This is a genomic window from Collimonas sp. (assembly GCF_044339385.1).
GTDB lineage: Bacteria > Pseudomonadota > Gammaproteobacteria > Burkholderiales > Burkholderiaceae_D > Collimonas.
Genome location: NZ_JBIIVN010000059.1, coordinates 1 through 13,931, shown reverse-complemented (window position 1 = coordinate 13,931; position 13,931 = coordinate 1). Strand labels below are relative to the sequence as shown.

General features: G+C 55.2%; 13 protein-coding genes. 10 read left to right on the top strand and 3 right to left on the bottom strand.

What is annotated here, in order from left to right:
- Positions 1-174 precede the first annotated feature (174 nt).
- The 3 genes from ACIQ0R_RS06230 to ACIQ0R_RS06220 all read right to left on the bottom strand — a co-directional run bounded on the left by ACIQ0R_RS06230 (position 175) and on the right by ACIQ0R_RS06220 (position 3,359).
- Positions 175-564, bottom strand: a complete 390-nt coding sequence (locus ACIQ0R_RS06230) for a lysozyme inhibitor LprI family protein (RefSeq protein ID WP_395825039.1) — start codon at positions 562-564, stop codon at positions 175-177.
- Positions 565-747: 183 nt separating this feature from the next.
- The gene (locus ACIQ0R_RS06225) at positions 748-2,058 is read right to left on the bottom strand and encodes a homoserine dehydrogenase (protein WP_395825036.1); all 1,311 of its coding nucleotides are present in this window, start codon (positions 2,056-2,058) and stop codon (positions 748-750) included.
- A 71-nt stretch (positions 2,059-2,129) separates the two neighbouring features.
- Positions 2,130-3,359, bottom strand: a complete 1,230-nt coding sequence (locus tag ACIQ0R_RS06220) for a pyridoxal phosphate-dependent aminotransferase (RefSeq protein WP_395825033.1) — start codon at positions 3,357-3,359, stop codon at positions 2,130-2,132.
- Between the two features lie 462 nt (positions 3,360-3,821).
- On the opposite strand from ACIQ0R_RS06220, the gene ACIQ0R_RS06215 reads away from it, so the two are divergent.
- The 10 genes from ACIQ0R_RS06215 to ACIQ0R_RS06170 form a co-directional block, all read left to right on the top strand.
- Positions 3,822-4,220, top strand: a complete 399-nt coding sequence (locus ACIQ0R_RS06215) for an Mth938-like domain-containing protein (RefSeq protein ID WP_395825029.1) — start codon at positions 3,822-3,824, stop codon at positions 4,218-4,220.
- Positions 4,213-5,982 (top strand): glycosyltransferase family 39 protein, encoded by a 1,770-nt coding sequence (locus ACIQ0R_RS06210; protein WP_395825025.1) that lies wholly within the window; start codon positions 4,213-4,215, stop codon positions 5,980-5,982. Before ACIQ0R_RS06215 ends, ACIQ0R_RS06210 begins: the two co-directional genes overlap by 8 nt.
- A gap of 34 nt (positions 5,983-6,016) precedes the next feature.
- A complete protein-coding gene (locus tag ACIQ0R_RS06205) occupies positions 6,017-6,388 on the top strand; it encodes an EamA family transporter (RefSeq protein WP_395825022.1) in 372 nt (123 codons plus the stop codon).
- Between the two features lie 69 nt (positions 6,389-6,457).
- The gene (locus ACIQ0R_RS06200; RefSeq protein WP_395825019.1) at positions 6,458-7,600 is read left to right on the top strand and encodes a DegT/DnrJ/EryC1/StrS family aminotransferase; all 1,143 of its coding nucleotides are present in this window, start codon (positions 6,458-6,460) and stop codon (positions 7,598-7,600) included.
- A 10-nt stretch (positions 7,601-7,610) separates the two neighbouring features.
- Positions 7,611-8,567, top strand: a complete 957-nt coding sequence (locus ACIQ0R_RS06195) for a glycosyltransferase (protein ID WP_395825016.1) — start codon at positions 7,611-7,613, stop codon at positions 8,565-8,567.
- Complete coding sequence (locus ACIQ0R_RS06190; RefSeq protein WP_395825013.1) at positions 8,564-9,472, top strand: formyltransferase; 909 nt, start codon at positions 8,564-8,566, stop codon at positions 9,470-9,472. The genes ACIQ0R_RS06195 and ACIQ0R_RS06190 overlap by 4 nt, the downstream gene beginning before the upstream one ends.
- A gap of 113 nt (positions 9,473-9,585) precedes the next feature.
- Positions 9,586-10,641: a bifunctional UDP-4-keto-pentose/UDP-xylose synthase gene (locus ACIQ0R_RS06185; protein WP_395825010.1), complete on the top strand. Its 1,056-nt coding sequence runs from the start codon at positions 9,586-9,588 to the stop codon at positions 10,639-10,641.
- A 101-nt stretch (positions 10,642-10,742) separates the two neighbouring features.
- Entirely contained in the window at positions 10,743-11,696 is a 954-nt protein-coding gene (locus ACIQ0R_RS06180; RefSeq protein WP_395825007.1) for a polysaccharide deacetylase family protein, read from the top strand.
- Positions 11,697-11,907: 211 nt separating this feature from the next.
- Positions 11,908-12,351 carry a peroxiredoxin gene (locus ACIQ0R_RS06175; RefSeq protein ID WP_395825042.1) on the top strand — a complete coding sequence of 148 codons (444 nt, stop codon included), beginning with the start codon at positions 11,908-11,910 and terminating at the stop codon, positions 12,349-12,351.
- Between the two features lie 219 nt (positions 12,352-12,570).
- Positions 12,571-13,931 (top strand): PIN domain-containing protein (locus tag ACIQ0R_RS06170; protein ID WP_395825004.1); only part of this gene is annotated, 1,361 nt, incomplete at its 3' end.

The window sequence follows — 13,931 nt, the reverse complement described above, 5'->3', positions numbered from 1 at the left end:
CAACATCAGCAAGAAGTGGACGATGCCATTGCGGGACTGGAAGGGAGCACTTAACCGCTTCACTATCCAGTTTGAAGAACGGATGAAGCCGAATTAAACGAAATTCCGTTTACACAAAATCCAGCACGCCCTCGATCAGGGATCTACGACAACTTATATTCTATTTCTCAGATTCTATTTCTCAGCGACGAAGTTCTTCAGCTCCTTGGTACGCTGAACAGTGTGAGCGCGCATACATCCAAGGAATTCCAGCGTACGAATCGTTCCGCTTTCGTTGTAGGTATAAACGGCGTCACAGTCCTTCTTGCGGAAACTCACCCAGGCACGATGGGCTTCTATCAGCTTCTTCTTGACCTCACTGTAGCGCACGCCATCCTGATCAGGCTTGATGATTTGCTTGAGCAATTGCTGATAAGTGTCGTTCAAGGCCTTTTCATCCTTGTCGAACTCGATCTTGGCGCAGACATTCATTTCCGCGGTGCTGTTCTGCGACAGACACGGATCAACCTGAGCAAACACTACCGCAGGCAATGCCAGGCAAACAGCCATCAACAACTTACGCATACACTCTCCTTAGAATACATCCGGCAAGCGCGGCACGCTGACTAGCAGCGATACAGCGATACAGCGATACAGCGATACAGCGATACAGCGATACAGCGATACAGCGATACAGCGATACAGCGATACAGCGATACAGCGATACAGCGATACAGCGATACAGCGATACAGCGACACAACGCGCAATCAGCCCAGTTCTTCCAGGCGAATCTTGATCACCGCACCGACCACCGTTGCCAGTGCTTCGATCTTGGCGATCGCCGCTTCCACATTTTTTTCCTGGGTCTGATGCGTCAGCATGATGATATCAGTACGGATCTCGCCTGTGGCCGGCTCCTTTTGCAGCATGGCATCGATCGAGATCGACGAGTCCGCTAAAATCCGTGTGACATCAGCCAGCACGCCCGGTTGATCGGCAACATGCATACGCAGGTAGTAGCTAGTGGTGATCTCGGCCATCGGCAGGATCGGCGTATCGGCCATCGCGTTCGGCTGGAACGCCAGATGCGGCACGCGATGTTCCGGATCGGCAGTGGCCAGGCGTGTGATATCGACCAGATCGGCGATCACTGCCGAAGCGGTCGGTTCCGAGCCAGCACCCTTACCATAATATAGCGTGTCACCGACGGCGTCGCCACGTACCAGCACCGCATTCATCGCACCTTCTACATTGGTGATCAGACGCGCACTAGGAATCAGCGTCGGATGCACACGCAACTCGATGCCGCCGGCGGTACGCTTGGTAATACCGAGCAGCTTGATGCGATAGCCGAGCTGTTCAGCGTAACGAATATCAGTCGCCTGCAGCTTGGTGATGCCCTCCACATGCGCTTTGCTGAACTGCACCGGAATGCCGAAGGCGATCGAGGCCATGATGGTTAGCTTGTGAGCGGCATCCACACCTTCGATATCGAAGGTCGGATCGGCTTCGGCGTAGCCGAGACGTTGCGCCTCCTGCAGCACAACATCAAAATCGAGACCCTTGTCACGCATTTCAGTCAAGATAAAATTGGTGGTGCCGTTGATGATGCCGGCGATCCATTGAATGCTGTTGGCGGTCAGGCCTTCGCGCAGCGCCTTGATGATCGGGATGCCGCCGGCTACCGCCGCTTCAAACGCGACGATCACGCCTTTTTCTTGCGCGGCCTTGAAAATCTCATTGCCGTGGGTTGCGATCAGCGCCTTGTTGGCCGTGACCACGTGCTTGCCGTTGGCAATCGCCTTCAGCACCAGATCCTTAGCGATGCCGTAGCCACCGATCAACTCGATGACGATATCGATATCAGGATGATTGACAACCAGACTGGCGTCGTTGACGACTGCCACTTCGCCATTGGTCAGTTGCTTGGCGCGCTCGACATCGAGATCGGCGACCATCGTAATTTCAATAGCTCTCCCAGCGCGCGCCGCAATTTCTTGCTGATTGCGCTTCAATACGTTAAACGTGCCGGAACCGACCGTACCTATGCCAAGCAAACCTACCTTGATGGATTTCATGTTCTCTGCTGTCTGTGTAAAAATTTAAATAGAAAAACCGTATTACGTGTTTTGCAGCGGTGTTACCGCCTTCATGCCGTACCGTGACGCCGGCGATAGCCTTCCAGGAAATTGGCAATGCGTCCCATTGACTCGGCCAGGTCATCGGTATTCGGCAAAAATACAACGCGGAAGTGGTCCGGCGTCGGACAATTGAACCCTGTGCCCTGAACGATAAGAACCCGTTGCTCGGCCAACAGTTCGTATGCAAAATCCTGGTCATCGGTGATCGGATACATCTTCGGATCAAGGCGCGGAAACATATACAGCGCCGCCTTCGGCTTGACGCAAGTCACCCCCGGGATATCCGTCAGCAATTTGTACGCCATATCGCGCTGACGCGTCAAACGGCCGTTCGGCGCCACCAGGTCGTTAATACTTTGATAGCCGCCTAGCGCGGTCTGGATCGCATACTGGCCCGGCGCATTGGCGCACAACCGCATTGACGCCAACATGTTCAAGCCTTCTATATAACCTTTAGCGTGTTTCTTTTCGCCCGACACCACCATCCAGCCGGCACGATAGCCACAAGAACGATAATTCTTCGACAAGCCGTTAAAGGTAATAAAGAGCACGTCATCCGCCAGTGAAGCGAGCGAAGTGTGCACCTCGCCGTCGTAGAGCACCTTGTCGTATATCTCGTCGGCAAAAATGATCAGTTGGTGCTGCCGTGCGACGTCGACGATCTGCCGCAGTAACTCCACCGGATACAAAGCGCCGGTCGGATTGTTCGGGTTGATCACAACAATCGCGCGCGTATTCGCATTGATTTTCTTCTTGATATCGTCGATATCCGGGAACCAACCGGCCTGCTCATCGCAGACATAGTGGCGCGGAGTACCGCCGGAGAGGCTGACGGCGGCCGTCCAAAGCGGGTAGTCAGGCGACGGCACCAGCACTTCGTCGCCAGTATTGAGCAACGCGTTGACGCTCATCACGATCAGTTCCGAGGCGCCGTTACCGAGATAGATATCATCGATAGTGACGCCCTGGATGTGCTTCTGCTGGCAATAATGCATCACCGATTTACGTGGCGCAAACATTCCTTTGGAATCGGTGTAGCCGGACGCATTGCCCATGTTGCGGATCATGTCCTGGACGATTTCATCAGGCGGCTCAAAACCGAATACCGCCAGGTTACCGATATTGAGCTTGATGATCTTGTGGCCCTCTTCCTCCATTTGCCGGGCTTTTTCCAGCACGGGACCACGGATGTCGTAGGAGACATCATCCAGTTTTTTCGATTTTTGAATCGGTCGCACAGCACAATCCTTGTATTTTACGCAACATTGTCGAGCTTTAAAAAGCTGTCTGGAAAATGATTATCGTCACGCATTTACACGTGTGCCGCAGCAAATGCAAGCAACTGCCCCTTGTAAGGACAGCCCCAAGACCACTCCAAGCTTATTTCACGACTTTCCGGACAGCTTTTCGGCGGCGTATAAATCACCGCCCGAACCACCCATTCTGCCGAAAGCGTGAGGTTTTATCAATCAATAACGCAAGCTCTTCGACGGAAAACGCTACAATGCAGCACTTTATTTTTCACTTTTGGGAAATTTGCAGGTCATCCTCGGTCTATCCTTGGTTTTTTGCGCTACCTCGAGCCTGAACATCGCTATAGAACATGGGCGCGCTGGCATCCGCGCAGAAATCGGTGCCGGGATCCATGATCCCGATCAGGTTTACCTATAACTAATTAGAAACAAATTAGAGATAATGCAATGAAGCTACATACCACTCCAACCCAGCAATACCAGACCGTCACCGCCTATGACGAACGGGGCGTGGAAATCAATGCGACCCGTTATGAACACAGCTTGCTGGTATTGCCGGAATCGGTGCCGGTGAGCTGGCCGGTCAGCAGCTTCGAGGCCCTCACCGCAGAGCATTTCGCGCATATAGATAGCACCCGGCCCGATGTCGTAATCCTGGGCACCGGCTTGCGCCAGCGTTTTGTCCACCCGAAACTGACGACCGTGCTGACGACGCGCCGCATCGGTGTGGAATGCATGGACAATCAAGCCGCCTGCCGTACTTACAACATTCTGATGGCCGAAGGACGCAAAGTCGTGCTGGCCCTGATTTTCAATAGCGACAAGGAAACCATTCAAGATGCGTGAACTGCATAAATCCAAAACTTTTGTCTGGCTGCTCTTCCTGCTGTTTTGCATCATCTGGTTTTATATGCTTGGCGCCCGCACCCTGGTGCCTACCGATGAAGGCCGCTACGCCGAAATGGCACGTGAAATGGTTGCCACCGGCGACTGGATCACCTTACGGCTGAACGGACTCAAATATTTTGAGAAGCCGCCGCTGCAGACCTGGATGAATGCCATCACGTTTGAACTGTTCGGCCTTGGCGAATGGCAAGCGCGTCTGTGGACCGGCTTGTGCGGCCTGCTTGGCGTGGTCCTGGTCGCCTTTACCTGCAGCCGCGTGTTCTCTGCGCGCATCGGCTTTTACGCAGCGCTGGTGCTCGGCTCCAGCTTCCTGTGGGCCGGCCTCGGCCACATTAACACGCTCGACATGGGCTTATCGGGCATGATGACTATCGCGCTGTGCGCGCTGCTGTTGGCGCAACGCGGCGATATCAGCCACCGCGAACAGCGTAACTGGATGCTGCTGTGCTGGGCTGGCATGGCGCTGTCCGTCTTGTCGAAAGGCTTGATCGGCTTGTTGATACCAGGTGCGGTATTGGTGCTGTACACACTGTTCTCGCGCGATTGGTCGATCTGGAAGCGACTGCATCTGGTGCTGGGCCTGATTTTGTTTTTCCTGATCACCACGCCCTGGTTCGTGTTGATTTCGCTAAAGAATCCGGAGTTTCCGCATTTTTTCTTCATCCACGAACAATTCCAGCGCTTCACCAGCAAAATCCATAACCGCTATGGCCCGCCGTATTACTTTGTGCCAATCCTGATATTGGGCATCCTGCCGTGGCTCGGCGTGCTGTTTCAGAGCTTGTGGAACGGCGCGCGTGAGCGCAGCGCCGCGTCCGGCTTCCAGCCGAAGAAAATGCTGCTGATCTGGAGCGTGTTCATTTTCGTATTCTTCAGTATTTCCGATTCCAAGCTGCCATCGTACATTTTGCCGATCTTCCCGGCGCTGGCGCTGCTGATTGCATGCCAGCTGGATAATGCCAACAACAAATCCGTACAGGCATCGGCCTGGCTGCTACTGCTGCCAGCAGTGATCGGCCTGGCATTGGCATCGAAAATCCCAACGCTGGCCAAGGACGCTTTTTCGCTGCCATTAATGCAAGCGCACGTGCCGTGGGTGTTAGCTGCGTCTACGGTTGCCTTCCTCGGCGCCGTCGCCGCATTACTGCTGGTGCGCCGGCAGCGAGAATGGGCAATTGTCGCCCTCGCCGCCAGCGGTTTCGTCGGCGGCCAGTTGCTGATGTACGGCCACGACCCGCAAGGACGTTATTCGGCGGGGATTGACATGGTGCCTGCCATCAATGCCGAAATGACGCCGCGAACCACGCTGTATGTGGTTGGCAAGTATGAGCAATCGCTACCATTCTATCTGCGCCGTACCATGACCATGGTGCAGCATATGGATGAACTGGAATTCGGCATCCGCCAAGAACCGCAATTGTGGATCCCGACCATCGATGCGTTTGCCGTCAAATGGACTGCCGACCACGCCGCCGGCAAAAAGGATATCGCCATCATCCGCCCGGAAAACTACCGCGAACTGGCCCAACGCGGCGTGCCGATGCGGGTCATCGCCGAAGATCCGCGCCGTGTCGTAGTGACCAACCAGGGTATCCCTGCCGCTGCGCCGGCAACGCCAGCCAATCCGGAGACTCCGGCAACCGAACCCGCCGCCGACTCTGCGGCAGTGCCAGCAACGTCGGCGGCGCCATCTGCGCTATAACCGCGACATCACCAATCCGAAACACGACCGAAACATGAATATCACAACCTTTGCCTTCATCCTCGCCGGGGTCTGTCTGAATGCGGTGGCCCAGTTGCTGCTGAAGGCTGGCACCAATGCGGTCGGCGTGATTCAACTGACGCCGCAAAACTGGTTTGCCACCGGCATCAAACTGGCGACGCAGTTGCCGATCCTGGGCGGCCTGACTTGCTACGTGATTTCGGTGGTGGTATGGATCATCGGTCTGTCGCGGGTCGATGTGACGATCGCCTACCCAATGCTGTCGATGGGCTATATCATCAGCGCCGTCGGTGCCTGGTATTTCCTGGGCGAGGCGATCTCAGCACAGCGTTTGCTGGCCATCGGCGTCATTATTGTCGGCGTAGTATTGCTGACGCGCAGTTAATAAGGCTGCAAAAACATAAAAACAGCTGCCGACCACCCCAACAAAATCACATCGGAATTCACAACTACCATGAGCCAACAACCATTCCTGCCGTTTGCCAAACCCACCATCGACGACGCTACCATCGCCGCTGTCGGCGATGTCTTGCGTTCCGGCTGGATTAGCAGCGGCCCCAAGGTGCAGGCATTCGAAGCACAATTGTCGGAATATCTCGGCGGCCGTCAGGTACGCACCTTCAATTCTGGCACCTGCACCATGGAAATCGCGCTGCGCATCGCCGGCATTGGTGTCGGCGATGAGGTCATTACCACGCCGATTTCGTGGGTCGCCACCGCCAACGTGATTATCGAAACCGGCGCCACGCCGGTATTCGCCGACATCGATCCGATCACTCGCAACATCGATCTGGCTCAAGTCGAAGCCGCCATCACACCGCGCACCAAGGCCATCATTCCGGTCTACCTGTCAGGCCTGCCGGTCGACATGGACCACCTGTATGCGCTGGCAAAAAAACATAATCTGCGCGTAGTCGAAGATGCGGCGCAAGCCCTGGGATCGACCTGGAACGGCCAGCGCATCGGCTCCTTCGGCGACTTTGCCTCATTCAGCTTCCAGGCCAACAAGAACATCACCTGCTCCGAGGGCGGCTGCCTGGTGTTGAACAACGCTGAGGAAGCCCGTCTGGCGGAAAAATACCGCTTGCAAGGCGTCACTCGCAGCGGTTTCGACGGACTGGATGTCGACGTATTGGGCGGCAAATTCAACATGACCGACGTTGCCGCAGCTATCGGCCTGGGCCAGTTTGCGCATATTGAAGCCATCACCGCGCATCGGCGCGACATGGCGCAATACTATTTCACCTGCCTCGGCAGCGACTTTGAAGCAAAGTACGGCACCCAATTGCCAGTAGCCGATTTCGACAACAGCAACTGGCACATGTTCCAGCTGGTCCTGCCGGAACGCCAGGACGGCAAGCCGGCGCGCGCCACCTTCATGGGACAAATGCAGGAACGCGGCATCGGCATCGGCTACCACTATCCGCCGATCCATCTGTTGAGCATGTACCGGGCACGCGGCTTCAAGGAAGACATGTTCCCGGTGGCAGAGCGGGTCGGCCGGTTGATCGTCTCGCTGCCAATGTTCAATGTAATGACGAAGAACGATGTCGAACGTGCCGTCTCCGCGGTAAAATCCGTCCTTCAACAAAAATAATTACCGCTTGATGAAACCAGAACTTTCCGTCGTCATCCCTGTATATAACGAGGAATCCGGCCTCGCCAAACTGTTCGAGCGCCTCTACCCGGCGCTTGATGCACTAGGCATCAACTATGAAATTCTCTACATCAACGATGGCAGCCGTGATAAATCGGCAGCAATCCTGGCAGAACAATTCCGCTTGCGGCCAGATGTCACGCGCGTGGTCCTGTTCAACGGCAATTTTGGCCAGCACATGGCTATCTTGGCCGGCTTTGAAGCCAGCTGCGGCGAGATCACCGTCACGCTCGACGCCGATCTGCAGAATCCGCCCGAAGAAATCGGCAATCTGGTCGCCAAGATGCGCGAAGGCTACGATTACGTCGGCTCGATCCGCCGCAAACGCCAGGATTCGGCGTGGCGCACCATCGCCTCCAAGGCCATGAACCTGCTGCGCGAAAAAATCACCGGCATCCGCATGACCGACCAGGGCAACATGCTGCGCGCCTACGGCCGTAACGTGGTCGACCTGATCAACCAGTGCCGCGAAGTGAATACTTTTGTACCGGCGTTGGCTTATACCTTTTCCCGCAAACAGACTGAAATCGTGGTCGAACATGAAGAACGTTCGGCCGGTGAATCGAAATACTCTCTGTATAGCCTGATCCGCCTCAATTTCGATCTGGTCACCGGCTTTTCTATTGTGCCGCTGCAGCTTTTTTCTCTGATAGGGATAGCGCTATCCTTTGTTTCGGCTGCGCTGTTCGTCTTGCTGGTCGCGCGCCGCTTCCTGTTTGGCGCCGAAGTCCAAGGGGTGTTCACCCTGTTCGCCTTTGCCTTCTTCCTGATGGGTATTATCCTGTTCGGCATTGGCCTGGTGGGCGAATATGTCGGCCGCATTTACCAACAAGTGCGTGCCCGTCCACGCTATGTCGTGCAGGCGACGCTGGAGCAATCGTCATCTGAGGATAAGCAGGCATCATGAAAGCAGTCGTTTTCGCCTATCGCAACGTCGGCGTGCGCTGCCTGAAAGTGCTGCTGGCACGCGGCTTTGACATCGCGCTGGTGGTGACCCACGAAGACAATCCGCAGGAAACCATCTGGTTCGAATCGGTATCGTCACTATGCCGCCAGCGCGGTATACCTTTCATCGCCCCGGCCGATCCCGCCACCCCTGAATTGCAGGCGCAAGTCGCTGCCCTGCAGCCGGACTTCATTTTCAGTTTCTATTACCGCCACATGCTGCCGGTCGCTTTGCTGGCACAAGCCAGGCATGGCGCCTTCAATATGCATGGCTCGCTGCTGCCTAAGTACCGCGGCCGGGTGCCGATCAACTGGGCGGTGTTGCATGGCGAAACGACAACCGGTGCGACGCTGCATGAAATGGCCGCAAAACCTGACGCCGGCGCCATCGTGGCGCAGACAGCCGTGCCCATCTTGCCCGACGACACGGCTTATGAAGTATTCGGCAAGGTCGTGGTTGCGGCTGAACAAACCTTATGGAACGTGTTGCCGGCAATGCTGGCGGGAAAAACGCCAAAGCTGCCAAACGACCTGTCGCAAGGCAGCTATTTCGGGGGCCGCAAGCCAGCGGATGGCGAAATCGACTGGAACCAGCCAGCGCAACGGGTATACAACCTGTTTCGCGCGGTAGCGCCGCCCTACCCTGGTGCCTGGAGCATTATCAAAGATCACACTTTTGTTATCGAAAAAGCATACTTATCCGATAACTTGATCGAAAATCTGCCAGCAAATTTGCCTCGAGGCTTGGCGGTAGTGGATAATCGCATTGTTGGCGTATGCGGCGATGGCCGCGCGCTGTTGATTAACGAATTACTAGCAGATGGTAAAACCGTGACGCCAGAAGCATTACAAAACATCCTTTTATAAAACCGGTTGCGTCATCCTGCGAGCAGCTCGAAGCCCTTTGCCACGATGCCCCAGGCATTGCAGTGTTTGAGCATCCGCCTCGTCGAATAACAACCTAACAATAAGATATCAACATGAAAAAAGTCCTCATCCTCGGCGTCAATGGTTTCATCGGCCACCATCTGTCCAAGCGCATCCTGGAAACCACCGATTGGCACGTCTATGGCATGGACATGATGACCGATCGCATCGGCGACCTGCTGGACAACGAGGCGTACAAATCGCGCATGCACTTCTTTGAAGGCGACATCACGATTAACAAAGAATGGGTCGAATACCACGTCAAGAAATGCGACGTGATCTTGCCGTTGGTGGCCATCGCCACGCCATCAACCTACGTCAAGCAACCATTGCGCGTGTTTGAACTGGATTTCGAAGCCAATCTGCCGATCGTGCGTTCCGCCGCCAAGTACGGCAAGCATCTGGTGTTCCCATCGACTTCGGAAGTGTATGGCATGTGCCACGATGAAGAATTCGACCCAGAGCAATCTGAACTGATCTGCGGCCCGATCAACAAGCCGCGCTGGATCTACTCTTGCGCCAAGCAACTGATGGACCGCGTGATTTGGGGCTACGGCATGGAAGAAGGCTTGAATTTCACACTGTTCCGTCCATTCAACTGGATCGGTGCCGGTCTCGATTCGATCCATACGCCGAAAGAAGGCAGCTCACGCGTGGTCACCCAATTCTTTGGCCATATCGTGCGCGGCGAGAACATCTCGCTGGTTGACGGCGGCCAGCAAAAACGTGCGTTCACCTACATCGACGACGGCATCGATGCCCTGATCAAGATCATCGCCAACAAGGACGGCATCGCCAGCGGCAAGATCTACAACATCGGCAACCCGGTCAACAACTATTCGATTCGCGATCTGGCCGGCATGATGCTGAAACTGGCTGCGGAATACCCTGAATACGCCGACTCGGCAAAGAAGATCAATTTGGTCGAGACCACCTCCGCTGCATACTATGGCCAAGGTTATCAGGACGTACAGAACCGCATACCAAAGATCAGCAACACCTGCGACGAACTTAACTGGCAGCCGACCACCACCATGGCCGACACTCTGCGCAATATTTTCGACGCATATCGCGGCCAGGTCGCGCAAGCGCGCGCGTTGATGGACTAACATTGACTCAAGCATCTATGGTGTCATCCCCGCGCATGCAGGGATGACACCATAAAGAGCACACCGCATTTATCCGATTAATTACTGCCGGCCCAAACAATTTGCCCCTTCTTACGCTAAAAATCGACGCCGACACCTATCGCGGCACCCGTGAAGGGGTACCTAATCTGGTGCGCCTGCTATCCAAATACCGGGCCCGCGCCACCTTCCTGTTCTCGCTCGGCCACGACCATACTGGCTGGGCCCTCAAGCAAGTATTTCGCCCGGGTTTCTTCCAGAAGGTGTCGCGCACCTCGGTGGTCGAGCACTATGGCCTGAAAACACTGATGTATGGCGTGCTACTGCCGGCCCCGGATATCGGCAAGACTTGCGCCACCTACATGCAGGCGGTGCGCGACGCCGGGTTCGAATGCGGCATCCACACCTGGGACCATCGCCTCTGGCAGGACCACGTGCGACAACGCGGCTCCGAATGGACTCAGCAACAGATGCAACGTGCGCACGACCGCTTCGTGCAGGTTTTCGGCACACCCCCGAAAACCCACGGCGCCGCTGGCTGGCAAATGAATCCCCACGCTTTCGAGCAGTTGGAAAAATTTGGCATTGCCTATTCGTCCGATGGCCGCACCATGCTGGCCGACAATGGCGCACTGACAGATTCCGCCGCTGGCCCGCATCGGCTGCAAGTCAACGGCGAGACGCTAGCCTGCATCCAGTTACCCACCACATTGCCGACTCTGGACGAATTGCTGGGGCGCAGCGTTGATGGCGTCGAGCTGACGCCGACCAATATCGCAGCGCATATACTAGCCTTGACGGCGACTCCGCGCGATCATGTATTTACTCTGCATGCAGAGCTTGAAGGGCAAAAACTCGCCCCCATATTTGAACAATTGCTGCAGGGTTGGCAAGCGCAAGGCTACGATCTGGTCGCCATGGAGGATTATTACCGGCAGGTTAAAGACCGGCAACTGCCCAGTGTCCCGCTCAAATGGGCGGAATTACCGGGTCGTTCGGGGGAAATGATCATGCAGGCCCAGACCATCGCTGCCTGACTTGAAGGGTGGACGGAATCGGCCAACACCGGTTTGCGCTGCTCATCCAGCCTGATTTTGCAACAGTACTGCTTGCTTGAACATTCTTGCTTGGTCAGTCGGGGACGAGCTGATGCGCCGCATACCGCGACGGTTCTCGAACCCTGTGCCGCAATTTATCATTTTTAATGAACAGGACAATACCGTGGCCGACACTCCTTCCATCATCAACATGACAGTACCCGATTTCACTGCCGCCATGACCGGTGAACAGACGTTCAGGTTAGCCCATCATCAGGGCCAGAAAATCGTGCTGTACTTTTACCCGAAAGACAACACACCTGGCTGCACCACTGAAGCCATACAGTTCCGTGAACTGTATCCGGAATTTCAGCGCCACAATACATTGATATTCGGTATCAGCCGCGACAGCATCCGCTCGCATGAAGGCTTCAAGGCCAAACTGGGATTACCGTTCGAGCTGATTTCAGACCCTGACGAAACGCTGTGCGCGATGTTCAACGTCATGAAAATGAAAAACATGCACGGCAAGCAAGTACGCGGCATTGAGCGCAGTACGTTTGTGATTGACGGCGCCGGCACATTGGTGAAAGAATGGCGTGGAGTGAAGGTGCCAGCGCATGTTCAAGAAGTATTGGAGTTTGTAACTCATTGAATTCACAAAAAAATATTTTTGTAAGCCGTTTGTGGCGAGGCCTGAAGGCCTGCCCAAACGGCTTTTTTACTTTTTATTTTGCAAATTGCTATCGCTGCGCCCTCGTGACTAATGTTTTTTAATTATTTTTTTGTTGTCCCAGGCGTTACTTCACCTGTTTGGTCCGGTTCGTGTTATCAACAAAGCGAACATTTATTTCATCTTTAGAGCGAGGTTCTGATGCCCCTACCAAAATTACCGACCAAACCCGCTGCTTTACTGTCTGTCCAGGATTATCCAAAAGCGGAAGCCGGCAAAGCCGTCAAGCCACGTATCGCAGTTGTCGAACCAATTACACGCGTCAAAGAAGCGGCACCGCAAGCCCGCAATAAAGTAGTCGAGGCGCGCAAGCCCGCCAAAACCCCGGCGGAAAATTCGCGCGTAGCAGAAAAACCGGCTAAGAGTGCCGCCAGTCGTCCGAAATCGAACACCAGCCGCGCGGCCGACAAATCCGGCGTGACCAAGTTGTTCGTGCTCGATACTAACGTGCTGATGCACGATCCAACATCGTTGTTCCGCTTCGAGGAACACGATATCTATATGCCGATGGTGACGCTGGAAGAACTGGACAACCATAAAAAAGGTATGTCCGAGGTGGCGCGTAATGCGCGCCAGGTTTCGCGCTCGCTGGATGCGCTGGTGGGCGATGTGGTTGACGACGAAATCGACCACGGCATTCCGCTGTCGAAACTCGGCAACAAGGATGCCAAGGGCCACCTGTTCTTCCAGACCAAGTTGCAGAACGTCAACCTGCCGGAAGGCCTGCCAGTAGGCAAAGCCGACAACCAGATTCTGGGTGTGGTGCGCGCACTGGAGGCTGAAACTCCGGGCCGCCCGGTGGTGCTGGTGTCGAAAGACATCAACATGCGCATCAAGGCTCGTGCCATGGGCTTGCCGGCGGAAGACTATTTCAATGACCACGTGCTGGAAGACACCGATTTACTGTACTCAGGAATCCAGCAATTGCCGGACGATTTCTGGATCAAGCACGGCAAGGGCATCGAATCCTGGCAGGAAAACAAGCATGGCACCGGCTATACTTTCTATCGTTTGAGCGGCCCTCTGGTGCCGACCTTGCTAGTCAACCAGTTCGTATTCATCGAACCAAAAAACGGTGAAGCGGCGTTCTACGGACAAGTTACGCAAATCAACGGCAAGACCGCGGTGCTGCAAACCTTGCGCGACTACGGCCATGCGAAGAACAGCGTGTGGGGCATTACCGCACGCAACCGCGAGCAGAACTTCGCGTTGAACCTGCTGATGAATCCTGACTGTGACTTCGTCACCTTGCTGGGTCAGGCCGGTACCGGCAAGACCTTGCTGGCACTCGCGGCTGGCTTGGCGCAGGTGCTGGAAACCAAGACCTACAACGAAATCATCGTTACCCGGGTCACGGTGCCGGTCGGCGAAGATATCGGTTTCTTGCCGGGGACCGAGGAAGAGAAAATGGGGCCGTGGATGGGTGCCTTCGACGACAATCTGGAAGTACTCAACAAATCGGATTCGGATGCCGGCGAATGGGGTCGTGCCGCGACTCAGGA